General features: G+C 57.4%; 33 protein-coding genes. 32 read left to right on the top strand and 1 reads right to left on the bottom strand.

The features are described from left to right. The first annotated feature begins 13 nt into the window (after window positions 1-13). From tuf to bfr, 31 genes are all read left to right on the top strand, one after another. Window positions 14-1,207: an elongation factor Tu gene (gene tuf, locus ACMGF5_RS06490; protein WP_003255489.1), complete on the top strand. Its 1,194-nt coding sequence runs from the start codon at window positions 14-16 to the stop codon at window positions 1,205-1,207. A 142-nt stretch (window positions 1,208-1,349) separates the two neighbouring features. Continuing rightward, window positions 1,350-1,661 carry a 30S ribosomal protein S10 gene (gene rpsJ / locus ACMGF5_RS06485; protein ID WP_003186070.1) on the top strand — a complete coding sequence of 104 codons (312 nt, stop codon included), beginning with the start codon at window positions 1,350-1,352 and terminating at the stop codon, window positions 1,659-1,661. An 80-nt stretch (window positions 1,662-1,741) separates the two neighbouring features. Then, entirely contained in the window at window positions 1,742-2,377 is a 636-nt protein-coding gene (gene rplC / locus ACMGF5_RS06480; RefSeq protein ID WP_012316519.1) for a 50S ribosomal protein L3, read from the top strand. Window positions 2,378-2,389: 12 nt separating this feature from the next. After that, window positions 2,390-2,992: a 50S ribosomal protein L4 gene (gene rplD / locus ACMGF5_RS06475; RefSeq protein WP_003255485.1), complete on the top strand. Its 603-nt coding sequence runs from the start codon at window positions 2,390-2,392 to the stop codon at window positions 2,990-2,992. Next, on the top strand, window positions 2,989-3,288 hold the full coding sequence (gene rplW, locus ACMGF5_RS06470) for a 50S ribosomal protein L23 (protein ID WP_003255484.1): 300 nt from the start codon (window positions 2,989-2,991) through the stop codon (window positions 3,286-3,288). The genes rplD and rplW overlap by 4 nt, the downstream gene beginning before the upstream one ends. A 14-nt stretch (window positions 3,289-3,302) precedes the next feature. Further along, window positions 3,303-4,127, top strand: a complete 825-nt coding sequence (rplB, locus tag ACMGF5_RS06465; RefSeq protein ID WP_012316518.1) for a 50S ribosomal protein L2 — start codon at window positions 3,303-3,305, stop codon at window positions 4,125-4,127. A 16-nt stretch (window positions 4,128-4,143) separates the two neighbouring features. Next, on the top strand, window positions 4,144-4,419 hold the full coding sequence (gene rpsS, locus ACMGF5_RS06460; RefSeq protein ID WP_003255482.1) for a 30S ribosomal protein S19: 276 nt from the start codon (window positions 4,144-4,146) through the stop codon (window positions 4,417-4,419). A gap of 11 nt (window positions 4,420-4,430) precedes the next feature. After that, entirely contained in the window at window positions 4,431-4,763 is a 333-nt protein-coding gene (rplV, locus tag ACMGF5_RS06455; RefSeq protein ID WP_003103908.1) for a 50S ribosomal protein L22, read from the top strand. A gap of 13 nt (window positions 4,764-4,776) precedes the next feature. After that, on the top strand, window positions 4,777-5,463 hold the full coding sequence (rpsC, locus tag ACMGF5_RS06450; RefSeq protein ID WP_003255481.1) for a 30S ribosomal protein S3: 687 nt from the start codon (window positions 4,777-4,779) through the stop codon (window positions 5,461-5,463). A gap of 12 nt (window positions 5,464-5,475) precedes the next feature. Further along, window positions 5,476-5,889, top strand: a complete 414-nt coding sequence (rplP, locus tag ACMGF5_RS06445; RefSeq protein ID WP_003255479.1) for a 50S ribosomal protein L16 — start codon at window positions 5,476-5,478, stop codon at window positions 5,887-5,889. Then, window positions 5,889-6,080: a 50S ribosomal protein L29 gene (gene rpmC, locus ACMGF5_RS06440; RefSeq protein WP_002555481.1), complete on the top strand. Its 192-nt coding sequence runs from the start codon at window positions 5,889-5,891 to the stop codon at window positions 6,078-6,080. The genes rplP and rpmC overlap by 1 nt, the downstream gene beginning before the upstream one ends. Window positions 6,081-6,082: 2 nt before the next feature. Continuing rightward, window positions 6,083-6,349 (top strand): 30S ribosomal protein S17, encoded by a 267-nt coding sequence (gene rpsQ / locus ACMGF5_RS06435; protein WP_008089812.1) that lies wholly within the window; start codon window positions 6,083-6,085, stop codon window positions 6,347-6,349. A 23-nt stretch (window positions 6,350-6,372) separates the two neighbouring features. After that, window positions 6,373-6,741: a 50S ribosomal protein L14 gene (gene rplN / locus ACMGF5_RS06430; RefSeq protein WP_008089810.1), complete on the top strand. Its 369-nt coding sequence runs from the start codon at window positions 6,373-6,375 to the stop codon at window positions 6,739-6,741. A gap of 11 nt (window positions 6,742-6,752) precedes the next feature. Beyond that, the gene (gene rplX, locus ACMGF5_RS06425) at window positions 6,753-7,067 is read left to right on the top strand and encodes a 50S ribosomal protein L24 (RefSeq protein WP_003255476.1); all 315 of its coding nucleotides are present in this window, start codon (window positions 6,753-6,755) and stop codon (window positions 7,065-7,067) included. 20 nt (window positions 7,068-7,087) lie between these two features. Further along, window positions 7,088-7,627 carry a 50S ribosomal protein L5 gene (rplE, locus tag ACMGF5_RS06420; RefSeq protein WP_012316517.1) on the top strand — a complete coding sequence of 180 codons (540 nt, stop codon included), beginning with the start codon at window positions 7,088-7,090 and terminating at the stop codon, window positions 7,625-7,627. Window positions 7,628-7,640: 13 nt separating this feature from the next. Continuing rightward, window positions 7,641-7,946: a 30S ribosomal protein S14 gene (rpsN, locus tag ACMGF5_RS06415; RefSeq protein WP_012316516.1), complete on the top strand. Its 306-nt coding sequence runs from the start codon at window positions 7,641-7,643 to the stop codon at window positions 7,944-7,946. A gap of 208 nt (window positions 7,947-8,154) precedes the next feature. Beyond that, the gene (gene rpsH, locus ACMGF5_RS06410; RefSeq protein ID WP_008089805.1) at window positions 8,155-8,547 is read left to right on the top strand and encodes a 30S ribosomal protein S8; all 393 of its coding nucleotides are present in this window, start codon (window positions 8,155-8,157) and stop codon (window positions 8,545-8,547) included. A 12-nt stretch (window positions 8,548-8,559) separates the two neighbouring features. After that, window positions 8,560-9,093, top strand: coding sequence for a 50S ribosomal protein L6 (gene rplF / locus ACMGF5_RS06405; protein WP_009681972.1), 534 nt, complete (start codon window positions 8,560-8,562; stop codon window positions 9,091-9,093). Between the two features lie 10 nt (window positions 9,094-9,103). Then, window positions 9,104-9,454 (top strand): 50S ribosomal protein L18, encoded by a 351-nt coding sequence (rplR, locus tag ACMGF5_RS06400; RefSeq protein ID WP_008089801.1) that lies wholly within the window; start codon window positions 9,104-9,106, stop codon window positions 9,452-9,454. Between the two features lie 3 nt (window positions 9,455-9,457). Next, a complete protein-coding gene (gene rpsE, locus ACMGF5_RS06395; RefSeq protein ID WP_003255465.1) occupies window positions 9,458-9,958 on the top strand; it encodes a 30S ribosomal protein S5 in 501 nt (166 codons plus the stop codon). A 2-nt stretch (window positions 9,959-9,960) separates the two neighbouring features. Next, window positions 9,961-10,137, top strand: a complete 177-nt coding sequence (rpmD, locus tag ACMGF5_RS06390) for a 50S ribosomal protein L30 (protein WP_008089798.1) — start codon at window positions 9,961-9,963, stop codon at window positions 10,135-10,137. Window positions 10,138-10,140: 3 nt separating this feature from the next. Further along, a complete protein-coding gene (gene rplO, locus ACMGF5_RS06385) occupies window positions 10,141-10,575 on the top strand; it encodes a 50S ribosomal protein L15 (RefSeq protein WP_003255461.1) in 435 nt (144 codons plus the stop codon). Next, complete coding sequence (secY, locus tag ACMGF5_RS06380) at window positions 10,576-11,907, top strand: preprotein translocase subunit SecY (RefSeq protein ID WP_003255459.1); 1,332 nt, start codon at window positions 10,576-10,578, stop codon at window positions 11,905-11,907. Window positions 11,908-11,935: 28 nt separating this feature from the next. Beyond that, a complete protein-coding gene (gene rpmJ / locus ACMGF5_RS06375) occupies window positions 11,936-12,052 on the top strand; it encodes a 50S ribosomal protein L36 (protein WP_046788135.1) in 117 nt (38 codons plus the stop codon). A 131-nt stretch (window positions 12,053-12,183) separates the two neighbouring features. Then, entirely contained in the window at window positions 12,184-12,540 is a 357-nt protein-coding gene (gene rpsM, locus ACMGF5_RS06370) for a 30S ribosomal protein S13 (protein ID WP_012316515.1), read from the top strand. An 18-nt stretch (window positions 12,541-12,558) separates the two neighbouring features. Continuing rightward, complete coding sequence (gene rpsK, locus ACMGF5_RS06365) at window positions 12,559-12,948, top strand: 30S ribosomal protein S11 (RefSeq protein ID WP_003255454.1); 390 nt, start codon at window positions 12,559-12,561, stop codon at window positions 12,946-12,948. Between the two features lie 15 nt (window positions 12,949-12,963). Then, window positions 12,964-13,584: a 30S ribosomal protein S4 gene (rpsD, locus tag ACMGF5_RS06360; protein ID WP_012316514.1), complete on the top strand. Its 621-nt coding sequence runs from the start codon at window positions 12,964-12,966 to the stop codon at window positions 13,582-13,584. Window positions 13,585-13,606: 22 nt separating this feature from the next. Beyond that, window positions 13,607-14,608, top strand: a complete 1,002-nt coding sequence (locus ACMGF5_RS06355; protein WP_003255452.1) for a DNA-directed RNA polymerase subunit alpha — start codon at window positions 13,607-13,609, stop codon at window positions 14,606-14,608. Between the two features lie 42 nt (window positions 14,609-14,650). After that, complete coding sequence (rplQ, locus tag ACMGF5_RS06350; RefSeq protein WP_003255451.1) at window positions 14,651-15,037, top strand: 50S ribosomal protein L17; 387 nt, start codon at window positions 14,651-14,653, stop codon at window positions 15,035-15,037. 172 nt (window positions 15,038-15,209) lie between these two features. Beyond that, window positions 15,210-16,649, top strand: coding sequence for a catalase (locus ACMGF5_RS06345; protein WP_414157656.1), 1,440 nt, complete (start codon window positions 15,210-15,212; stop codon window positions 16,647-16,649). A gap of 164 nt (window positions 16,650-16,813) precedes the next feature. Further along, complete coding sequence (gene bfr, locus ACMGF5_RS06340; RefSeq protein ID WP_012316512.1) at window positions 16,814-17,278, top strand: bacterioferritin; 465 nt, start codon at window positions 16,814-16,816, stop codon at window positions 17,276-17,278. Window positions 17,279-17,348: 70 nt separating this feature from the next. Here the strand turns inward: bfr and uvrA are convergent, their stop codons facing one another. After that, window positions 17,349-20,183, bottom strand: a complete 2,835-nt coding sequence (gene uvrA / locus ACMGF5_RS06335; RefSeq protein ID WP_177433171.1) for an excinuclease ABC subunit UvrA — start codon at window positions 20,181-20,183, stop codon at window positions 17,349-17,351. A 129-nt stretch (window positions 20,184-20,312) separates the two neighbouring features. On the opposite strand from uvrA, the gene ACMGF5_RS06330 reads away from it, so the two are divergent. Next, the gene (locus ACMGF5_RS06330; protein WP_046788131.1) at window positions 20,313-21,707 is read left to right on the top strand and encodes an MFS transporter; all 1,395 of its coding nucleotides are present in this window, start codon (window positions 20,313-20,315) and stop codon (window positions 21,705-21,707) included. The last annotated feature ends 2 nt before the right edge of the window (window positions 21,708-21,709 follow it).

Here is a 21,709-nt window from a genome sequence, read left to right as displayed (position 1 = left end):
GAGGTTCACTGTCGTGGCTAAAGAAAAATTTGATCGTTCCCTTCCGCACGTTAACGTTGGCACCATCGGCCACGTTGACCACGGTAAGACCACTCTGACCGCAGCTCTGACTCGCGTTTGCTCCGAAGTTTTCGGTTCGGCAATCGTTGAGTTCGACAAGATCGACTCGGCTCCGGAAGAAAAAGCGCGCGGTATCACCATCAACACCGCTCACGTTGAGTACAACTCGACCATTCGTCACTACGCTCACGTTGACTGCCCAGGTCACGCTGACTACGTGAAGAACATGATCACCGGTGCTGCCCAGATGGACGGCGCGATCCTGGTTTGCTCGGCCGCCGATGGTCCGATGCCACAAACCCGTGAGCACATCCTGCTGTCCCGTCAGGTTGGCGTTCCGTACATCGTGGTCTTCCTGAACAAGGCTGACCTGGTAGACGACGCCGAGCTGCTGGAACTGGTCGAGATGGAAGTTCGCGACCTGCTGTCCACCTACGACTTCCCAGGCGACGACACTCCGATCATCATCGGTTCTGCTCGTATGGCCCTGGAAGGCAAAGACGACAACGAAATGGGCACTACCGCTGTCAAGAAGCTGGTAGAAACTCTGGACAGCTACATTCCTGAGCCAGTTCGTGCCATCGACCAGCCGTTCCTGATGCCGATCGAAGACGTATTCTCGATCTCGGGTCGTGGTACCGTTGTTACCGGTCGTATCGAGCGTGGTATCGTCCGCGTTCAGGATCCGCTGGAAATCGTTGGTCTGCGTGACACCACCACCACCACCTGCACCGGTGTTGAGATGTTCCGCAAGCTGCTGGACGAAGGTCGTGCTGGCGAGAACTGCGGCGTTCTGCTGCGTGGTACCAAGCGTGATGACGTTGAGCGTGGCCAGGTTCTGGTCAAGCCAGGTTCGGTCAAGCCGCACACCAAGTTCACCGCAGAAGTCTACGTTCTGTCGAAGGAAGAAGGCGGCCGTCACACTCCGTTCTTCAAAGGCTACCGTCCTCAGTTCTACTTCCGTACCACTGACGTGACCGGTAACTGCGAACTGCCGGAAGGCGTTGAAATGGTAATGCCAGGTGACAACATTCAGATGACTGTTACCCTGATCAAGACCATCGCAATGGAAGACGGTCTGCGCTTCGCTATCCGTGAAGGCGGTCGTACCGTCGGCGCCGGCGTCGTAGCCAAAATCATCGAGTAATCACTCGACCGATTGAAAAAAGCCCCCGCTCAGCGGGGGTTTTTTTTATTGGGTTGACACTAAATAGGGGCGTCTATAGAATCACGCCTCCTTTTAGCGGGCGTAGTGCGTCCGTTGGGAACAGCCTGGAGTCTGAAATCCAATGCAAAATCAGCAAATCCGAATCAGGTTGAAGGCTTTCGACCATCGCCTGATCGACCAATCCACCCAGGAAATCGTGGAAACCGCGAAACGTACTGGTGCACAAGTGCGTGGTCCAATTCCACTGCCTACCCGCAAAGAGCGTTTCACCGTTCTGGTCTCCCCGCACGTCAACAAAGACGCGCGTGACCAGTACGAGATCCGCACTCATAAGCGTGTTCTGGACATCGTCCAGCCGACGGATAAAACCGTTGACGCGCTGATGAAGCTTGATCTGGCGGCAGGTGTGGAAGTGCAGATCAGCCTCGGCTAAGACTTCGGTCTTGTCGTGTAACGCTCTGAAATGGGCGGCCATAGCGGGTGAAAGCCCCGTACACTCATGAGGTTTACAACATGACTATTGGTGTAGTCGGTCGCAAGTGCGGTATGACCCGCATTTTCACCGAAGAAGGTGTCTCCATTCCGGTCACGGTCATTGAGATCGAGCCGAATCGCGTCACCCAGTTCAAAACTGAAGAAACCGATGGCTACCGTGCAGTGCAAGTCACTGTCGGCGAGCGTCGTGCTTCGCGTGTGACTGCCGCTCAGGCAGGTCACTTCGCCAAGGCCAACGTTGCCGCTGGTCGCGGTGTCTGGGAGTTCCGCCTTGAAGAAGGCGAGTTCCAGGCTGGCGACTCGATCAAAGCTGAACTCTTCACTGCAGGCCAGCTGGTAGACGTTACTGGTCAGTCCAAAGGTAAAGGCTTTGCCGGTACCATCAAGCGCTGGAACTTCCGTGGCCAGGACAACACCCACGGTAACTCCGTGTCGCACCGTGTCCCAGGCTCCATCGGCCAGTGCCAGACTCCTGGTCGTGTGTTCAAGGGCAAGAAAATGTCCGGTCACATGGGCGCCGAGCGCGTGACTGTTCAGTCCCTGGAAGTAGTTCGCGTAGACGCTGAGCGCAACCTGCTGCTGGTCAAGGGTGCCGTTCCTGGCGCTACTGGCGGCGACGTGGTTGTACGTCCGGCTGTCAAGGCTCGCGGTTAAGGGGAAACTGACATGCAACTTAATGTAAATGACGCTCAGGCGATCGAAGTTTCCGAACTGACTTTCGGTGGCGAATTCAACGAGACGCTGGTACACCAAGCAGTCGTGGCCTACATGGCCGGCGGCCGTCAGGGCACCAAGCAGCAAAAGACCCGTTCCGACGTGGCTGGTGGCGGTAAGCGCCCATGGCGTCAGAAGGGTACTGGCCGTGCTCGTGCTGGTACCACTCGTGGTCCGATCTGGCGTGGCGGTGGTGTAACCTTCGCAGCTCGTCCTCAGGATCACTCGCAGAAGCTCAACAAGAAGATGTACCGCGCAGCTCTGCGCTCCATCCTCGCTGAGCTGGTGCGTAGCGACCGTCTGGTCGTGGTTCAGGACTTCGCTGTTGAAGCACCGAAAACCAAAGATCTGCTGAACAAGCTGAACGGCATGGGTCTGAGCGACGTTCTGATCGTTTCGGACGCTGTTGATCAGAACCTGTACCTGGCTGCTCGTAACCTGCCGCACGTCGATGTACGTGACGTTCAAGGTTCCGACCCGGTCAGTCTGATCGCATACGAGAAAGTGTTGATCACTGTCTCGGCCGTGAAGAAATTCGAGGAGCTGCTGGGATGAACCAGGAACGCGTATTCAAAGTCCTCCTTGGCCCGCACGTTTCCGAGAAGGCTACCGTTCTGGCTGAGAAAAAAGGCCAGTTCGTATTCAAGGTTGCTACTGACGCAACCAAGCTGGAAATCAAGAAAGCTGTCGAAGGCCTGTTCAACGTAAAAGTTGAAAACGTGTCGACTGTTAACGTTCTGGGTAAAACCAAGCGTACCGCACGTGGTCTGGGCAAGCGTAATGACTGGAAGAAGGCGATCGTCTCCCTTCAGCCAGGCCAAGATCTCGATTTCAGCAGCAGTGCTGAGTAAGGAAGGGGTGCATCATGGCAATCGTTAAATGCAAACCGACTTCCCCTGGCCGCCGTTTCGTGGTCAAGGTGGTCAACCAGGAGCTGCATAAAGGCGCTCCTCACGCACCGCTGCTCGAGAAGAAATCGAAGTCTGGTGGTCGTAACAACAATGGCCGCATCACCACTCGTCACGTTGGTGGTGGTCATAAGCAGCATTATCGTCTGGTCGACTTCCGTCGCAACGACAAAGATGGCATCCCAGCCACTGTCGAGCGTATCGAATACGATCCAAACCGTACTGCTCACATCGCCCTGCTGTGCTACGCAGACGGTGAGCGTCGCTACATCATCGCCCCTAAAGGCGTAAGTGCTGGCGACCAGCTGATCGCAGGTGCTCTGGCCCCAATCAAGGCCGGTAACTCCCTGCAGCTGCGCAACATCCCAGTAGGTAGCACCATTCACGGCATCGAACTGAAGCCGGGTAAAGGTGCTCAGATCGCTCGTTCCGCTGGTGCTTCGGCTCAGCTGATCGCTCGTGAAGGCGTCTACGTGACTCTGCGTCTGCGTTCCGGTGAGATGCGTAAAGTACTGGCTGAGTGCCGTGCGACCCTGGGCGAAGTCTCGAACTCCGAGCACAGCCTGCGCTCGCTGGGTAAAGCTGGTGCCAAACGCTGGCGCGGCGTTCGCCCAACCGTTCGTGGTGTTGCCATGAACCCGGTTGACCACCCACATGGTGGTGGTGAAGGTCGTACCTCCGGTGGTCGTCATCCGGTATCGCCATGGGGCTTCCCAACCAAGGGTGCTAAAACCCGTGGTAATAAGCGTACCGACAACATGATCGTCCGTCGTCGCAAGTAACTAGAGGGATACGACAGTGCCACGTTCTCTGAAAAAAGGTCCTTTTATCGATCTTCACCTGCTGAAGAAGGTCGAAGTGGCGGTGGAGAAGAATGATCGCAAGCCAGTTAAAACCTGGTCGCGTCGTTCGATGATCCTGCCACAAATGGTCGGTCTGACCATCGCGGTTCACAACGGTCGCCAGCATGTTCCAGTTCTCGTGAACGAAGACATGGTCGGCCACAAACTGGGCGAGTTCGCCGGTACCCGCACCTATCGCGGGCACGTGGCTGACAAGAAAGCCAAGCGTTAAGGGGTAAGGAAATGGAAGTAGCCGCTAAGTTGTCGGGCGCTCGCATCTCCGCCCAGAAAGCCCGCTTGGTCGCCGACCAGATCCGCGGGAAGAAGGTGGGCGAAGCGCTCAACCTGTTGGCCTTCAGCAGCAAAAAAGCCGCTGAAATCATGAAGAAAGTCCTCGAGTCGGCCGTTGCCAACGCCGAACACAACGAAGGCGCAGACGTTGATGACCTGAAGGTCTCCACCGTCTTCGTCAACGAAGGGCGTTCGCTGAAGCGCATCATGCCACGTGCCAAAGGCCGTGCTGATCGCATCGTCAAGCGGTCTTGCCATATCACTGTCAAGGTTGCGGACAAGTAACGGAGTCGATCAGATGGGTCAGAAAGTACATCCCACTGGCATTCGCCTGGGAATCGTCAAGGAGCACACCTCCGTCTGGTACGCAGACGGTGCTACTTACGCAGATTACCTCTTGAAGGATCTGAAAACGCGTGAGTACCTCCAAGACAAACTAAAAAGCGCGTCCGTAAGCCGTATCGATATTCATCGTCCGGCTCAAACTGCACGCATCACCATCCACACCGCTCGTCCCGGTATCGTTATCGGTAAGAAAGGTGAGGATGTCGAGAAGCTGCGTCAGGACCTGACCAAGCAGATGGGTGTGCCTGTGCACATCAACATCGAAGAGATCCGCAAGCCGGAACTCGACGCTATGCTGGTTGCGCAGAGCGTAGCTCAGCAGCTGGAACGCCGCGTAATGTTCCGTCGCGCCATGAAGCGCGCCGTACAGAACGCCATGCGTATTGGTGCCAAGGGCATCAAGATCCAGGTGAGCGGTCGTCTCGGCGGTGCTGAGATTGCTCGTACCGAGTGGTATCGCGAAGGTCGTGTGCCTCTGCACACCCTGCGTGCCGATATCGACTACAACACCTACGAAGCTCACACCACTTACGGTGTGATCGGTGTGAAGGTTTGGATCTTCAAAGGCGAAGTTATTGGTGGTCGCCAAGAAGAACTGAAACCACAAGCACCAGCGCCTCGTAAAAAAGCTGCTAAGTAAGGGGTACGCCAAATGTTGCAACCAAAGCGTACAAAATTCCGCAAGCAGATGACCGGCCACAACCGTGGTCTGGCACTGCGCGGTAGCAAAGTCAGCTTCGGCGAATTCGCCCTGAAAGCTGTTGCTCGCGGTCGCCTCACCGCCCGCCAGATCGAGTCGGCACGTCGTGCTCTGACCCGTCACGTTAAGCGTGGCGGCAAGATCTGGATCCGTGTCTTCCCGGACAAGCCGATCTCCAAGAAGCCTCTCGAGGTTCGTATGGGTAAAGGTAAGGGTTCCGTGGAATACTGGGTTGCCCAGATCCAGCCAGGCAAAGTCCTGTACGAGATCGAGGGTGTTTCTGAAGAGCTGGCGCGCGAAGCTTTCGCCCTGGCTGCTGCAAAGCTGCCTCTCGCCACCTCCTTTGTTAAGCGGACGGTGATGTGATGAAAGCGAATGAACTTCGTGAAAAATCTGCACAGCAACTGAATGAGCAACTGCTCGGCTTGCTGCGCGACCAGTTCAATCTGCGTATGCAGAAGGCAACTGGCCAGTTGGGGCAGTCGCACCTGCTCTCGCAAGTTAAGCGTGACATCGCTCGCGTGAAAACTGTGCTTAACCAGCAGGCAGGTAAGTGATCATGGCTGAAGCTGAAAAAACCGTCCGTACGCTGACTGGCCGTGTCGTCAGCGACAAAATGGACAAGACCATCACCGTTCTGATCGAGCGTCGCGTCAAGCACCCGATCTACGGTAAATACGTTAAGCGTTCGACTAAGCTGCACGCGCACGACGAATCCAACCAGTGCAAAATCGGCGACAAGGTTTCCATCCGTGAAACCCGTCCGCTGGCCAAGACCAAGTCCTGGGCACTGGTTGAAGTCCTCGAACGCGCTGTTGAAGTCTAAGGGCTAGGGGTCGGAGAAATTTTATGATTCAGACTCAATCCATGCTCGATGTGGCCGATAACAGCGGCGCTCGTCGCGTCATGTGCATCAAGGTGCTCGGCGGTTCGCACCGCCGTTACGCCGGCATCGGTGACATCATCAAAGTAACCGTCAAGGAAGCAATTCCGCGCGGTAAGGTCAAAAAAGGCCAGGTGATGACCGCTGTTGTCGTCCGTACCCGTCACGGTGTACGTCGCGCTGACGGTTCCATCATTCGTTTCGACGGCAACGCTGCTGTTCTGCTGAACACCAAGCAAGAGCCGATCGGCACTCGCATCTTCGGGCCAGTGACCCGTGAACTTCGTACTGAGAAGTTCATGAAGATCGTCTCGCTCGCCCCTGAAGTGCTGTAAGGAGATCCGACATGCAAAAGATTCGTCGTGACGACGAGATCATCGTGATCGCCGGCAAAGACAAAGGTAAGCGCGGTAAGGTGCTGAAGGTTCTCGCTGACGACCGTCTGGTCATCGGTGGTGTGAACCTGGTCAAGCGTCATACCAAGCCTAACCCGATGGCGGGCGTTCAGGGCGGTATCGTCGAAAAAGAAGCGCCTCTGCACGCTTCCAACGTTGCCATCTTCAATGGCGAAACCAACAAGGCTGACCGCGTTGGTTTCAAAGTAGAAGACGGTAAGAAAATTCGTGTCTTCAAGTCGACCCAAAAAGCGGTTGATGCTTGAACACTGCTAGGTAGAAGACCATGGCACGACTGAAAGAGATTTACCGGAACGAAATCGCTCCTAAGCTTAAGGAAGAACTTAAGCTGTCGAACGTGATGGAAGTTCCGCGCGTTACCAAGATCACCCTGAACATGGGCCTGGGCGAAGCGATCGGCGACAAGAAAGTCATCGAGCACGCTGTTGCCGACCTGGAAAAGATCACCGGTCAAAAGCCGGTTGTGACTTTCGCTCGTAAATCCATCGCGGGCTTCAAAGTCCGTGAAGGATGGCCGATCGGTGTCAAGGTGACCCTGCGTCGCGAAAAGATGTACGAATTCCTGGACCGCCTGCTGGCGATCTCCCTGCCTCGGGTCCGCGACTTCCGCGGCCTGAATGCCAAGTCCTTCGATGGCCGTGGCAACTACAGCATGGGCGTGAAAGAGCAGATCATCTTCCCGGAAATCGATTACGACAAGATCGATGCTCTGCGCGGTTTGGACATCACCCTGACCACCACTGCTCGTTCGGATGACGAAGGCCGCGCTCTGCTGCGTGCATTCAAATTCCCGTTCCGCAACTGATTGGAGTAGGAAAATGGCCAAGAAGAGCATGAAAAACCGCGAGCTGAAGCGTCAGCTCACGGTAGCCAAGTTCGCCAAAAAGCGTGCTGAGCTGAAAGCGACCATCGTCAACCTGAACGCCTCTCCTGAAGAGCGTTTCGCTGCCGTTGTCGCTCTGCAGAAGCAGCCACGTGATGCCAGCGCTGCGCGTCTGCGCAACCGTTGCCGCCTGACCGGTCGTCCTCACGGTGTATACCGTAAGTTCGGCCTGGGCCGTAACATGCTGCGTCAAGCCGCAATGCGCGGTGACGTACCAGGTCTGGTCAAGGCCTCCTGGTAATCGCTGCAGGTGTGACCCTGGCGGAAGGGGGGTAATCTTCCGACCGCCGGTGTTCTCGCCAACAAACAAGCCCCTTCATGGGGCTTGTTTCGTTTCTGTCTTGTGTCTAGAATGACCGGCTCACCTGAGCCCGGGTTTTTACCCTGCCTGCTTGGGTGGTTGTGATAGCCGCAAGGCTAATAATTCTTGTATCAGGAGCATCTAGCCCATGAGTATGCAGGACCCGTTAGCGGACATGCTAACTCGCATCCGTAATGCCCAGATGGCTGAAAAGTCCGTCGTAAGCATGCCTTCCTCCACTCTGAAGGTCGCGGTTGCCAAAGTTCTGAAAGACGAAGGTTACATCGCTGGCTACCAGGTTACTGGTGAGGCCAAGCCGTCCCTGTCGATCGAACTCAAGTACTTCGAAGGCCGTCCGGTCATCGAGGAACTGAAGCGTTCCAGCCGTCCTGGCCTGCGCCAGTACAAGTCCGTCACAGACCTGCCGAAAGTTCGTGGCGGCCTGGGCGTGTCTATCGTCTCCACCAACAAAGGTGTGATGACTGACCGCGCTGCGCGCGCTGCCGGTGTCGGCGGCGAAGTTCTGTGCACAGTGTTCTAAGGGGAGATAGGCATGTCTCGCGTCGCTAAGAACCCCGTTAAGCTGCCAGCTGGTGTCGAAGTCAAATTCGCCGGTCAGCAGCTTTCGGTGAAGGGTGCCAAAGGCACTCTCGAACTGAACGTTCACTCGTCTGTTGAAGTTACCGAAGAGTCCGGCGAACTGCGTTTCGTCGCTCGCAACGGTGATCAGCAAGCTCGCGCCATGGCCGGTACTACCCGTGCTCTGGTCAACAACATGGTCCAGGGCGTAAGCCAAGGCTTTGAGCGCAAGCTCCAGCTGGTCGGTGTTGGTTACAAGGCACAGGCTAAAGGCACCGTCCTGAACCTGGCTCTGGGCTTCTCGCATCCAGTGGACTACGAACTGCCAGCCGGTATCACTGCTGAAACTCCCAGCCAAACCGACATCCTGATCAAGGGTATCGACAAGCAGCTGGTAGGTCAGGTGGCCGCTGAAATCCGCGACTTCCGTCCGCCAGAGCCTTACAAAGGCAAGGGTGTGCGTTACGCGGACGAAGTAGTCCGTCGTAAAGAAGCCAAGAAGAAGTAGGGCCTAGCAAATGACCGACAAAAAAGTTACTCGACTGCGTCGCGCTCGCAAAGCACGTCTCAAGATGCACGAACTCGAAGTCGTGCGCCTGTGCGTGTTCCGCTCCTCGCAGCACATCTACGCCCAGGTCATTTCGGCCGACGGCAGCAAGGTTTTGGCAAGCGCCTCGACCTTGGACAAAGACCTGCGTGATGGCGCCACTGGCAACATCGACGCGGCCACTAAGGTTGGCAAGCTGGTAGCTGAGCGTGCGAAAGCCGCCGGTGTATCTCAAGTTGCCTTTGACCGTTCCGGCTTCAAGTACCATGGCCGCGTCAAAGCGCTGGCTGATGCTGCTCGTGAAGGCGGGCTGGAGTTCTAAGTTATGGCAAATAACGATCAAAAGCGCGACGAAGGCTACATCGAGAAGCTGGTTCAAGTTAACCGCGTAGCTAAAACCGTTAAAGGCGGCCGTATCTTCACCTTCACCGCGCTGACCGTGGTTGGTGATGGTAAAGGTCGCGTCGGCTTCGGCCGTGGCAAATCGCGCGAAGTACCTGCCGCGATTCAGAAAGCCATGGAAGCTGCTCGTCGCAACATGATCCAGGTTGACCTGAAGGGCACCACCCTGCAGTACGCCACCAAGGCGGCCCACGGCGCCTCGAAGGTTTACATGCAGCCTGCTTCGGAAGGTACCGGTATCATCGCCGGCGGCGCCATGCGTGCTGTCCTGGAAGTTGCTGGTGTTCAGAACGTCCTGGCCAAGTGCTACGGTTCGACCAACCCAGTGAACGTGGTTTACGCCACCTTCAAGGGTCTGAAAGCCATGCAATCTCCTGAGTCCATTGCTGCCAAGCGCGGCAAGAGCGTTGAGGAGATCTTCTGATCATGGCAACCGTAAAAGTAACGCTGATCAAGAGCGTCTCGGGCCGTATCCCTAACCACAAACTGTGCGTTAAAGGTCTGGGTCTGCGTCGCATCGGTCACACTGTAGAAGTCCAGGATACTCCCGAGAACCGCGGGATGATCAACAAGGCTTACTACATGCTGCGCGTCGAGGGTTAATCGATGAAACTCAATGATCTGAGTCCAGCGCCGGGTTCCCGTCGCGAAAAGCATCGTCCGGGTCGTGGTATCGGTAGCGGTCTGGGCAAGACCGGCGGCCGTGGCCACAAAGGTCAGACCTCCCGTTCGGGTGGTTCGATCGCTCCGGGCTTCGAAGGCGGTCAACAGCCGCTGCACCGTCGCCTGCCGAAGTTCGGCTTCGTTTCCCTGAAGGCCATGGACCGCGCAGAAGTGCGTCTGTCCGAGCTGGCCAAAGTGGAAGGCGACGTGATCTCCGTGCAATCCCTGAAGGATGCCAACGTGATCAACCAGCACATTCAGCGTGTGAAAATCATGCTGTCTGGCGAAGTTACTCGCGCAGTCACCATCAAGGGTATCGCAGCCACCAAGGGTGCGCGTGCGGCTATCGAAGCAGCTGGCGGCAAATTCGAGGAATAAATGGCTAAGCAAGGTGCTCTCTCTTCGCTCGGTAAGGGCGGGATGTCGGAACTCTGGGCTCGTCTGCGCTTTCTGTTCATGGCGATCATCGTCTATCGGATAGGTGCGCATATCCCGGTTCCAGGCATCAATCCGGACCGTCTGGCGGATCTGTTTCGGCAGAATGAGGGGACCATTCTTAGCTTGTTCAACATGTTTTCCGGTGGCGCGCTTGAGCGCATGAGCATCTTTGCATTGGGGATCATGCCGTACATCTCGGCATCGATCATCATGCAGCTGATGACCGCGGTCAGCCCGCAACTGGAGCAGTTGAAGAAGGAAGGTGAAGCTGGCCGTCGCAAGATCAGCCAGTACACCCGCTACGGCACCGTTATTCTGGCGCTGGTTCAAGCCATTGGCATGTCCATTGGCTTGGCCAACCAGGGCGTGGCGTTTTCTGCGGGCCTTGGCTTCCATGTCGTCGCGGTTTCCACGTTTGTGGCAGGCGCGATGTTCATGATGTGGCTGGGTGAGCAGATCACCGAGCGCGGTGTGGGCAACGGTATCTCGATGTTGATCTTCGCAGGTATCGTTGCCGGTCTTCCGAGAGCAATCGGGCAGTCTTTCGAGTCTGCGCGCACAGGCGATATCAACATTTTCGCCCTGGTCGCTATCGGTTTGCTGGCAGTAGCGATTATCGGTTTCGTGGTGTTCATTGAGCGTGGTCAGCGTCGTATCGCCGTTCACTACGCCAAGCGTCAGCAGGGCCGCAAGGTCTTTGCAGCGCAGACCAGCCACTTGCCGCTTAAAGTGAACATGGCGGGGGTTATCCCGGCCATTTTCGCGAGCAGCATTCTGCTGTTCCCGGCTTCGCTGGGTGCCTGGTTCGGTCAGTCCGAAGGTATGGGCTGGCTGCAGGACATCTCGCAGTCGATCGCTCCTGGTCAGCCGTTGAACATTCTGCTGTTTAGTGCAGGGATCATTTTCTTCTGCTTCTTCTACACAGCGTTGATGTTCAACCCGAAAGACGTAGCGGAAAACCTGAAGAAGTCCGGTGCCTTTATTCCGGGTATCCGTCCTGGTGAGCAGTCGGCGCGCTACATTGATGGCGTTCTGACTCGTTTGACCATGTTCGGTGCTCTTTACATGATGGCCGTCTGCCTTCTGCCCCAGTTCCTGGTGGTGGCAGCAAATGTGCCGTTCTACCTTGGCGGGACCTCGTTGCTGATTGTGGTAGTGGTTGTGATGGACTTCATGTCCCAAGTACAATCGCACCTCGTTTCGCACCAGTACGAATCCCTGATGAAGAAAGCCAACCTGAAAGGCTACGGTGGCAGCGGTTTGCTGCGCTGATACGCCCCTAAGGTTCGAGGAGTCGGTAATGAAAGTTCGTGCATCGGTGAAAAAGCTGTGCCGCAACTGCAAGATCATCCGTCGCGAAGGCGTCGTACGAGTGATCTGCAGCTCGGAACCGCGTCACAAACAGCGCCAAGGCTGAGTGTGATCTGCGTTTCAAACCCAGCAGCTAGTGTGCTGCTGGGTTGATTATTCGTTTCTACAGCGATATTATCTCGCGCCCTATTTCTTGGCTTCCGGGGCGTAGGTAGCTGTCAATTGGAGTCCCACTGAATGGCCCGTATTGCAGGCGTCAACATTCCAGATAACAAGCATACTGTTATCTCGCTGACCTACATCTATGGTGTCGGTCGCACAACTGCACAGAAGATCTGTGCAGATGCTGGTGTAAATCCAGCCGCTAAGATCAAGGATCTGAGCGACGAGCAAATCGAAACCCTGCGTGGCGAAGTTGCGAAGTTCACCACCGAAGGTGACCTGCGTCGTGACGTCAACATGAAGATCAAGCGCTTGATGGACCTGGGTTGCTACCGCGGCCTGCGTCATCGTAAAGGTCTGCCGGTTCGCGGTCAGCGCACCAAGACCAACGCACGCACCCGTAAGGGCCCGCGTAAGCCGATCCGCAAGTAATCGCCCAGGAATATAGACATGGCAAAACCTGCTGCTCGTCCTCGTAAGAAAGTCAAAAAGACAGTGGTTGATGGCATCGCCCACATCCATGCGTCTTTCAACAACACCATCGTGACCATCACCGACCGTCAGGGCAATGCTTTGTCCTGGGCGACCTCCGGTGGTTCGGGTTTCCGTGGTTCGCGCAAATCCACCCCGTTCGCAGCTCAGATCGCTGCTGAGCGTGCTGGTCAAGCTGCGCTGGAATACGGTCTTAAGAACCTCGACGTAAACGTCAAGGGTCCAGGTCCAGGTCGTGAGTCCGCCGTTCGTGCATTGAACAGCTGCGGCTACAAGATCGCCAGCATCACCGACGTGACGCCAATCCCGCACAACGGGTGCCGTCCGCCGAAGAAGCGCCGCGTGTAATCAGGAGACAGAAGAATGGCACGTTACATTGGTCCAAAATGCAAACTGTCTCGTCGTGAAGGCACCGACCTGTTCCTGAAGAGCGGCGTTCGCGCTCTGGAATCGAAGTGCAACATCGAAGCAGCCCCAGGTATCCACGGCCAGCGCCGTGGCCGTCAGTCCGACTACGGTACCCAGCTGCGCGAGAAACAAAAAGTCCGTCGTATCTACGGTGTTCTGGAGCGTCAGTTCCGCGGTTACTACCAGGCTGCTGCCTCGAAAAAAGGCGCAACCGGTGAGAACCTGCTGCAACTGCTCGAGTGCCGTCTGGATAACGTCGTCTACCGTATGGGCTTCGGCTCGACTCGTTCCGAGTCCCGTCAGCTGGTTTCGCACAAAGCGATCAGCGTCAACGGTAAGACTGTAAACATTCCATCCTACCAAGTTCGTCCGGGTGACGTGGTCGCGGTTCGCGAGAAGTCGTCGAACCAGCTGCGCATTGTTCAAGCCCTTGAACTGTGCGCCCAGCGTGGCCGCGTTGAGTGGGTAGACGTAGATTCCGCTAAGAAGTCGGGCGTTTTCAAGAACGTTCCTGCTCGCGGCGACCTGTCTGCCGACATCAACGAAAACCTGATTGTCGAGCTCTACTCCAAGTAAGGGCTAGAAAATAGGTGCATCCATGCAGATTTCGGTAAATGAGTTCCTGACTCCCCGCCATATTGATGTGCAGGTAGTCAGTCCGACCCGCGCCAAGATCACGCTCGAGCCTCTCGAGCGTGGCTTCGGCCATACCCTGGGCAACGCGCTGCGCCGCATCCTGTTGTCCTCCATGCCTGGCTGTGCAGTAGTCGAGGCCGAGATCGATGGCGTACTCCATGAGTACTCCGCGATCGAAGGTGTACAGGAAGACGTAATTGAAATCCTGTTGAACCTTAAAGGCCTGGCTATCAAACTGCACGGTCGTGACGAAGTTACGCTGACCTTGTCGAAAAAGGGTTCGGGGGTGGTTACCGCTGCCGATATTCAGCTGGATCACGATGTCGAGATCGTCAACCCCGATCACGTAATCGCGAACCTGGCGTCCAACGGCGCCCTGAACATGAAGCTCACTGTAGCTCGTGGTCGCGGTTACGAGCCGGCTGACTCCCGTCAAACCGACGAAGACGAAAGCCGTAGCATTGGCCGTCTGCAGCTGGACGCTTCGTTCAGCCCGGTGCGTCGTATCGCCTATGTGGTCGAGAACGCCCGTGTTGAACAGCGTACCAACCTGGACAAGCTGGTCATTGATCTGGAAACCAACGGCACCCTGGATCCTGAAGAGGCTATCCGCCGCGCTGCGACCATCCTGCAACAGCAGTTGGCCGCGTTCGTCGACCTCAAAGGTGACAGCGAGCCTGTCGTAGTCGAGCAGGAAGACGAGATCGATCCGATCCTGCTGCGTCCGGTTGACGACCTGGAACTGACTGTACGTTCGGCCAACTGCCTCAAGGCGGAGAACATCTACTACATCGGCGACCTGATTCAGCGTACCGAAGTAGAGTTGTTGAAGACTCCTAACCTGGGCAAGAAGTCCCTGACTGAAATCAAGGACGTGCTGGCCTCTCGTGGTCTGTCTCTCGGCATGCGCCTCGACAACTGGCCGCCTGCAAGTCTTAAGAAAGACGACAAGGCGACCGCCTGATCGTCGTAATCACCGAACGTAGTGTTTGGTAAGGAATGAATCATGCGTCATCGTAAAAGTGGACGTCACCTGAGCCGTACCAGCTCTCACCGCAAAGCTATGTTCCAGAACATGGCTGTGTCGCTGATCGAGCACGAGCTGATCAAAACCACCCTGCCGAAAGCCAAGGAACTGCGCCGCGTTGCCGAGCCGCTGATCACCCTGGCCAAGGAAGACAGCGTTGCTAACCGCCGTCTGGCCTTCGACCGTACCCGTTCGAAGTCGGCTGTTGGCAAACTGTTCAACGATCTGGGCAAGCGTTACGCCACCCGTCAGGGCGGCTACCTGCGCATCCTGAAGTGCGGTTTCCGCGCTGGCGACAACGCGCCTATGGCGTACGTCGAGCTGGTTGATCGTCCAGTCGGTGGTGCTGTAGAAGCTGCCGAGTAAGACGTTCTGTCTGCTACAAAAAACCGGGCCTAGTGCCCGGTTTTTTGTTTCTGCAGGTATTGTTTATTTCTATTGATACAAGACATGTAATGAATTTGTTTTGAAACAACCGCTCGTCGATACTCCTATCCAAGCCGATTCGCCGGCAGTCCAAGACCGATATGGAGAGCCCATGAGCAAGATTCTCACCACCGCCAGCGGTGCCCCCGTAGCTGACAACCAGAATTCCCGCTCTGCTGGCCCGCGCGGCCCGCTGCTGCTCGACGATTTCCACCTGATCGAGAAACTCGCTCACTTCAACCGAGAGAACATCCCTGAACGGCGTGTACACGCCAAGGGCTCCGGAGCCTATGGCACTTTTACAGTCACCCAGGACATCACTCGATTCACCAAGGCCAAGCTGTTCGACACGATTGGTAAGCAGACTGAAACCTTCCTGCGTTTTTCTACCGTCGGTGGCGAGCGCGGTTCGGCAGATACCGAGCGTGATCCTCGTGGCTTTGCAGTAAAGTTTTACACCGAGGAAGGCAACTGGGACATCGTGGGTAACAACACCCCGGTTTTCTTCATTCGTGACCCGCTAAAATTCCCGGACTTTATTCACACCCAGAAGCGCCACCCGCAAACCAACCTGAAGAACGCCCAGATGATGTGGGACTTCTGGTCGCATTCGCCGGAGGCGTTGCACCAGGTCACCATCCTGTTCTCTGATCGTGGCATCCCGGACGGCTACCGCCACATGCACGGCTTCGGCAGCCACACCTATAGCCTGATCAGCGCTGCTGGCGAGCGTACCTGGGTCAAATGGCACTTCAAGACCCAACAAGGCATCAAGAACCTTACGCCCGCCGATGCTGCGCGCCTGGCCGGTACAGACCCTGACTACGCCCAGCGCGACCTGTTCGAGGCCATCGAACGCGCAGACTACCCGCGTTGGACCGTGTGCATTCAGGTCATGACTGAAGAGGAGGCGGCCAGTCGCGATGAAAATCCGTTCGATGTGACCAAGACCTGGTCGCAGAAGGACTATCCGTTGATCGAGGTAGGTGTGCTGGAACTTAACCGCAACCCGCTCAACTATTTCGCCGAAGTCGAGCAGGCAGCGTTTGGCCCGAGCAACATGGTGCCGGGCGTGGGGCTTTCGCCAGATCGCATGCTGCAGGGCCGCGTGTTCGCCTATGCCGATGCGCATCGCTACCGCGTGGGCACCAACCACCAGCAGTTGCCCGTCAACGCGCCACGCTGCCCGGTCAATAGCTACCAGCGTGATGGTTCGATGGCTTTTGGTAGTTATGGCGGTGCGCCCAATTACGAGCCCAACAGCTATCGCGACGCGCCTAAGCAGTCGCCTGACCATGGCGAACCTGCATTGGCCCTCAATGGAGCAGCTGATCGCTACGATCACCGTGAAGACAACGACTATTACAGCCACGCCGGTGCACTGTTCCGCTTGATGAGCGATGAGCAAAAGGCACTGCTGATCAGCAATATCGCTGGAACCATGGCAGGCGTCAGTGAAGAGGTCATCCAGCGTCAGTTGCAGTACTTCTTCAGGGCTGATCCGGCCTACGGTGAAGGCATCGCCAAGGCATTGGGCGTGAATCTCGCCTAACTCGAAGTGATAAGAAGAACCGCCCTCATTTGGGCGGTTTTTCAATGAATATCACTACTGTTTACCCGATTTTTTGCCCCTGATTGCGCAGTTTTCAGTGACCGCAAGCAATTCCTGGTTCAAACTATGTTTCATTAGACGTATCCACACGGAGAATCAGGGCGATGCAAGGTCACCCGGACGTAATCAATTATCTCGTCACGTTGCTGAAGGGCGAACTGGCCGCACGCGATCAGTACTTCATTCACTCGCGCATGTACGAAGACTGGGGCCTGTCCAAGCTCTACGAACGCATCAACCATGAGATGGAAGAGGAAACCCAGCACGCCGATGCGCTGATGCGGCGTATCCTCATGCTCGAAGGCACCCCCGATATGCGCGCGGATGACCTGGAAGTGGGCAGTACCGTGCCCGAAATGATCGAAGCGGACCTCAAGCTTGAGTACAAGGTTCGTGCCGCCCTGTGCAAGGGCATCGAGCTGTGCGAGCTGCACAAGGACTACATCAGTCGCGATATCCTGCGTGCCCAGCTGGCCGATACCGAAGAAGATCACACCTACTGGCTTGAGAAGCAGCAGGGCCTGATCAAGGCCATCGGCCTGGAAAACTACCTGCAGTCGCAGATGTAAGTTATCCACAGACTAAAAAAAGAGCCCCTGGCACCATCGGTAACCAGGGGCTTTTTCATGCACAGGCAGATCAGGCCCGGTCACGCTCCAGAAGCGGTTTGAGATAGTGCCCTGTGTACGACTGCTTCATCTTTGCCAGCTCTTCCGGTGTACCGCTGGCAATAATTTGCCCACCCTTTGAACCACCCTCCGGGCCCAGGTCAACCAACCAGTCCGCGGTCTTGATCACATCGAGGTTATGTTCGATAACCACCACGGTGTTGCCGTGGTCGCGCAGGCGATGCAACACATCCAGCAACTGCTGGATATCGGCGAAGTGCAGGCCGGTGGTCGGCTCGTCAAGGATGTACAACGTCTTGCCAGTATCGCGCTTGGACAGTTCGCGTGAGAGCTTGACCCTTTGCGCTTCACCGCCCGACAGCGTGGTCGCCGACTGCCCCAGTTTGATGTAAGACAGCCCCACATCCATCAGGGTTTGCAGCTTGCGCGCCAGGGCCGGCACCGCATCGAAGAATTCGCGAGCATCCTCGATGGTCATTTCCAGCACCTCGTGGATGTTCTTGCCCTTGTATTTGATCTCCAGGGTTTCGCGGTTGTAGCGCTTGCTCTTGCACACGTCGCACGGCACGTAGATATCTGGCAGGAAGTGCATCTCCACCTTGATCAGCCCATCGCCTTGGCACGCCTCGCAACGCCCGCCCTTGACGTTGAACGAGAAACGCCCTGGGCCGTAGCCGCGCGAGCGCGATTCCGGCACGCCGGAAAACAGCTCGCGAATCGGGGTAAAGATGCCGGTATAGGTCGCCGGGTTCGAACGCGGTGTGCGGCCGATCGGGCTCTGGTCGATATCGACAACCTTGTCCAGGTGCTGCAGGCCATCCATGTTGCTGTGCGGGGCGGCTTCCAGGCTGCTCGCACCATTGAGGGCTGTAGCGGCCAGCGGATACAGCGTGTTGTTGATCAACGTCGACTTGCCCGAGCCGGATACGCCAGTCACGCAGGTCAGCAGACCGATCGGGATTTCCAGATCAACGTTCTGCAGGTTGTTGCCACGCGCACCCTTGAGCTTGAGGGACAGCTTTTTGTCGCGGGGGGTGCGTTTGGCCGGTACAGCGATTTTCTTGCGCCCAGACAGGTACTTCCCGGTCAGCGAGTCGGGATGTGCCATGACTTCCTGAGGCGTGCCCTCGGCAACGATCTGGCCACCGTGTACGCCGGCACCCGGGCCGATGTCCACCACGTAGTCAGCCAGGCGAATGGCGTCTTCGTCGTGCTCGACCACGATCACGGTATTACCCAGATCGCGCAGGTGGTTCAGGGTGGCGAGCAGGCGGTCGTTGTCGCGTTGATGAAGACCGATGGACGGCTCATCAAGGATATACATCACTCCGACCAGCCCTGCACCAATCTGGCTGGCAAGGCGGATCCGCTGCGCTTCGCCGCCGGACAGGGTGTCGGCACTGCGATCCAGGGTGAGGTAGTCCAGGCCGACGTTGACCAGAAACTGTAGGCGTTCGCAGATTTCCTTGAGGATCTTTGCAGCGATTTCACCGCGACGCCCGGTCAAGGTCAGCTCGCCGAAGTAGCTGCTGGCTTCACCGATAGGCAGGTTGGTCACCGCCGGCAGGGTTTTTTCGCCTACCCAGACATGACGGGCTTCCCGGCGCAGGCGGGTGCCGCGGCAGTCGGGGCAGGGCTGGGTGCCGAGGAACTTGGCCAGCTCCTCGCGCACCGTGGCCGACTCGGTCTCGCGGTAACGCCGCTCCAGGTTGGGCACGATCCCTTCGAACGGGTGCGAACGCTTGACGATATCGCCACGGTCGTTCAGGTACTTGAAGTCGACGCTCTGCTTGCCGCTGCCTTGCAGGATCACTTTCTGGTGTTCGGCCGACAGCTCGCCGAACGGCTCCTCCAGGCTGAAGCCGTAATGCGCTGCCAGCGAGCCAAGCATCTGGAAGTAATAGACGTTGCGCCGATCCCAGCCGCGGATAGCACCCTCGGCCAATGTCAGCTCGCTGTTGACCAGACGCTTGATATCGAAAAATTGCTTCACCCCCAGGCCGTCGCAGGTCGGGCAGGCGCCGGCCGGGTTGTTGAAGGAGAACAGCTTGGGCTCCAGCTCGCTGATCGCATGGCCGCAGACCGGGCAGGCGAAGCGGGCGGAGAAGATCGTCTCTTCGCCTTCCTCATCGTCCATCGGTGCAACCAGGGCGATGCCGTCGGCCAGCTTGAGAGCGGTCTCGAATGACTCGGCAAGGCGTTGTTGCAGGTCGGCGCGGACCTTGAAGCGGTCCACTACCACATCGATGCTGTGCTTCTTCTGCTTGTCCAGCTTGGGCAGTTCGTCGAGTTCGTAGAGCTTGCCGTTGACGCGTGCCCGAACGAAGCCCTGGGCACGCAATTCGTCGAACACGGCCAGGTGCTCACCCTTGCGCTCGCGGATCACCGGTGCCAGCAGCATCAGCTTGCTGCCTTCCGGGCGCTCCAGCACCAGGTCGACCATCTGGCTGATGGTCTGCGCCTCCAGCGGAATGTCGTGGTCCGGGCAGCGCGGCGTACCCACGCGAGCATAAAGCAGGCGTAGGTAGTCGTAGATTTCGGTGATGGTACCTACCGTCGAACGCGGGTTGTGCGAAGTCGACTTCTGCTCGATGGAGATGGCGGGCGACAGGCCTTCGATGGTGTCGACGTCAGGCTTTTCCATCATCGACAGGAATTGCCGGGCGTAGGCCGACAGCGATTCCACATAGCGGCGCTGACCCTCGGCGTACAAGGTATCGAATGCCAGGGAAGACTTCCCCGACCCGGACAAGCCGGTGATCACGATCAGCTTGTCCCGCGGCAGGGTCAGGTCGATGTTCTTCAGGTTGTGGGTACGTGCCCCACGAATCAGGATCTTGTCCACTGCGGCCTCGCTTGGCGGGCATAAACAAGGAAGTATACGGCGCGCTGCCAGTACGCGGCAAAGCGTCGCGTAGATGCCGTCAAGCTGTCGGACTGATAGAATCGCCGCCGGTTCACACGAGGTTAATCCATGCACGACACCCACAACGAGCGCATGAGTGGCAGCGAAACGCGCGCCGCTGGCGGCCTGGCCCTGGTCTTTGCCTTTCGTATGCTGGGCATGTTCATGGTCCTGCCGGTGCTGGCCACTTACGGCATGGACATGGCCGGCGCCACGCCCGCGCTGATCGGCCTGGCCATCGGTGCCTATGGCCTGACCCAGGCGTTTTTTCAGATCCCGTTCGGGATGATTTCCGACCGCATCGGGCGACGTCCGGTGATCTATCTGGGCCTGGTGATCTTCGCCCTGGGCAGTGTGCTGGCGGCTCAAGCCGACTCCATCTGGGGCGTGATTGCCGGGCGCATTCTGCAAGGCGCCGGGGCAATTTCTGCGGCAGTCATGGCGCTGCTGTCCGACCTGACCCGCGAGCAGCACCGTACCAAGGCCATGGCCATGATCGGCATGAGCATCGGCCTGTCGTTCGCCGTGGCGATGGTCGTCGGCCCGCTTCTCACCAGCGCCTTCGGCCTGTCAGGATTGTTCCTCGCCACGGCAGGACTTGCCCTGGTCGGCATTTTGCTGATCGCTTTTGTCGTGCCCAACACCCACAGCACTTTGCAGCACCGCGAGTCGGGTGTGGCGCGCCAGGCACTCGGCCCAACCCTGCGCCATCCGGACCTTCTGCGCCTGGACACCGGTATCTTCATCCTCCACGCGATCCTCATGGCGAGCTTCGTCGCGCTGCCTCTGGCCTTCGTCGAGCGCGGCGGCTTGCCCAAGGAAGAGCATTGGTGGGTATACCTGACCGCGCTGTTCATCTCATTTTTTGCAATGGTCCCGTTCATCATCTACGGCGAAAAAAAGCGCAAGATGAAACGCGTATTGGCCGGAGCGGTCAGTGTGTTGCTGCTGGTGGAGGTGTTCTTCTGGCAGTGGGCTGACAACTTGCGCGGACTGGTGATTGGCACCGTGGTATTCTTTACTGCATTCAACCTGCTGGAGGCATCGCTGCCGTCGCTGGTTAGCAAGGTGTCGCCTGCTGGCGGCAAGGGGACGGCGATGGGGGTGTATTCCACCAGCCAGTTCCTTGGCGCAGCGCTGGGTGGAATCCTTGGTGGCTGGCTGTTCCAGCACGGTGGGCTGAACACGGTGTTCCTCGGTTGCGCGGTGCTGTGTGCCGTATGGCTGGTGGTCGCGTTGCGCATGAACGAGCCGCCTTATGTGACCAGCCTGCGCATGCCACTGACGCCTGAGGCAGTCCGGGAAGCCGGCCTGACCGAGCGCCTGATGGCCGTGCCGGGTGTGACCGACGCCGTTGTGGTGGCAGAAGAAGCTGCCATCTATATCAAACTGGATACGAAAATTTTGGACCGTGCGACCCTCGAGCGTCTGGTGAACCCAGCCTCATCGGCGTGCGAAGCCTAGGA

The sequence above is a fragment of the Pseudomonas sp. BNK-15 genome, from assembly GCF_047456105.1.
Taxonomy (GTDB): Bacteria; Pseudomonadota; Gammaproteobacteria; order Pseudomonadales; family Pseudomonadaceae; genus Aquipseudomonas; species Aquipseudomonas putida_E.
This window is presented reverse-complemented; position numbering and strand designations above follow the sequence as displayed.

What these genes read in the sequence shown, in the direction of transcription:
- rpsJ (WP_003186070.1), top strand. Translation starts at nt 1,350, where the DNA reads ATGCAAAATCAGCAAATCCGAATCAGGTTGAAGGCTTTCGACCATCGC.
- rplC (WP_012316519.1), top strand. Translation starts at nt 1,742, where the DNA reads ATGACTATTGGTGTAGTCGGTCGCAAGTGCGGTATGACCCGCATTTTC.
- rplD (WP_003255485.1), top strand. Translation starts at nt 2,390, where the DNA reads ATGCAACTTAATGTAAATGACGCTCAGGCGATCGAAGTTTCCGAACTG.
- rplW (WP_003255484.1), top strand. Translation starts at nt 2,989, where the DNA reads ATGAACCAGGAACGCGTATTCAAAGTCCTCCTTGGCCCGCACGTTTCC.
- rplB (WP_012316518.1), top strand. Translation starts at nt 3,303, where the DNA reads ATGGCAATCGTTAAATGCAAACCGACTTCCCCTGGCCGCCGTTTCGTG.
- rplV (WP_003103908.1), top strand. Translation starts at nt 4,431, where the DNA reads ATGGAAGTAGCCGCTAAGTTGTCGGGCGCTCGCATCTCCGCCCAGAAA.
- rpsC (WP_003255481.1), top strand. Translation starts at nt 4,777, where the DNA reads ATGGGTCAGAAAGTACATCCCACTGGCATTCGCCTGGGAATCGTCAAG.
- rplP (WP_003255479.1), top strand. Translation starts at nt 5,476, where the DNA reads ATGTTGCAACCAAAGCGTACAAAATTCCGCAAGCAGATGACCGGCCAC.
- rpmC (WP_002555481.1), top strand. Translation starts at nt 5,889, where the DNA reads ATGAAAGCGAATGAACTTCGTGAAAAATCTGCACAGCAACTGAATGAG.
- rpsQ (WP_008089812.1), top strand. Translation starts at nt 6,083, where the DNA reads ATGGCTGAAGCTGAAAAAACCGTCCGTACGCTGACTGGCCGTGTCGTC.
- rplN (WP_008089810.1), top strand. Translation starts at nt 6,373, where the DNA reads ATGATTCAGACTCAATCCATGCTCGATGTGGCCGATAACAGCGGCGCT.
- rplX (WP_003255476.1), top strand. Translation starts at nt 6,753, where the DNA reads ATGCAAAAGATTCGTCGTGACGACGAGATCATCGTGATCGCCGGCAAA.
- rplE (WP_012316517.1), top strand. Translation starts at nt 7,088, where the DNA reads ATGGCACGACTGAAAGAGATTTACCGGAACGAAATCGCTCCTAAGCTT.
- rpsN (WP_012316516.1), top strand. Translation starts at nt 7,641, where the DNA reads ATGGCCAAGAAGAGCATGAAAAACCGCGAGCTGAAGCGTCAGCTCACG.
- rpsH (WP_008089805.1), top strand. Translation starts at nt 8,155, where the DNA reads ATGAGTATGCAGGACCCGTTAGCGGACATGCTAACTCGCATCCGTAAT.
- rplF (WP_009681972.1), top strand. Translation starts at nt 8,560, where the DNA reads ATGTCTCGCGTCGCTAAGAACCCCGTTAAGCTGCCAGCTGGTGTCGAA.
- rplR (WP_008089801.1), top strand. Translation starts at nt 9,104, where the DNA reads ATGACCGACAAAAAAGTTACTCGACTGCGTCGCGCTCGCAAAGCACGT.
- rpsE (WP_003255465.1), top strand. Translation starts at nt 9,458, where the DNA reads ATGGCAAATAACGATCAAAAGCGCGACGAAGGCTACATCGAGAAGCTG.
- rpmD (WP_008089798.1), top strand. Translation starts at nt 9,961, where the DNA reads ATGGCAACCGTAAAAGTAACGCTGATCAAGAGCGTCTCGGGCCGTATC.
- rplO (WP_003255461.1), top strand. Translation starts at nt 10,141, where the DNA reads ATGAAACTCAATGATCTGAGTCCAGCGCCGGGTTCCCGTCGCGAAAAG.
- secY (WP_003255459.1), top strand. Translation starts at nt 10,576, where the DNA reads ATGGCTAAGCAAGGTGCTCTCTCTTCGCTCGGTAAGGGCGGGATGTCG.
- rpmJ (WP_046788135.1), top strand. Translation starts at nt 11,936, where the DNA reads ATGAAAGTTCGTGCATCGGTGAAAAAGCTGTGCCGCAACTGCAAGATC.
- rpsM (WP_012316515.1), top strand. Translation starts at nt 12,184, where the DNA reads ATGGCCCGTATTGCAGGCGTCAACATTCCAGATAACAAGCATACTGTT.
- rpsK (WP_003255454.1), top strand. Translation starts at nt 12,559, where the DNA reads ATGGCAAAACCTGCTGCTCGTCCTCGTAAGAAAGTCAAAAAGACAGTG.
- rpsD (WP_012316514.1), top strand. Translation starts at nt 12,964, where the DNA reads ATGGCACGTTACATTGGTCCAAAATGCAAACTGTCTCGTCGTGAAGGC.
- ACMGF5_RS06355 (WP_003255452.1), top strand. Translation starts at nt 13,607, where the DNA reads ATGCAGATTTCGGTAAATGAGTTCCTGACTCCCCGCCATATTGATGTG.
- rplQ (WP_003255451.1), top strand. Translation starts at nt 14,651, where the DNA reads ATGCGTCATCGTAAAAGTGGACGTCACCTGAGCCGTACCAGCTCTCAC.
- ACMGF5_RS06345 (WP_414157656.1), top strand. Translation starts at nt 15,210, where the DNA reads ATGAGCAAGATTCTCACCACCGCCAGCGGTGCCCCCGTAGCTGACAAC.
- bfr (WP_012316512.1), top strand. Translation starts at nt 16,814, where the DNA reads ATGCAAGGTCACCCGGACGTAATCAATTATCTCGTCACGTTGCTGAAG.
- ACMGF5_RS06330 (WP_046788131.1), top strand. Translation starts at nt 20,313, where the DNA reads ATGCACGACACCCACAACGAGCGCATGAGTGGCAGCGAAACGCGCGCC.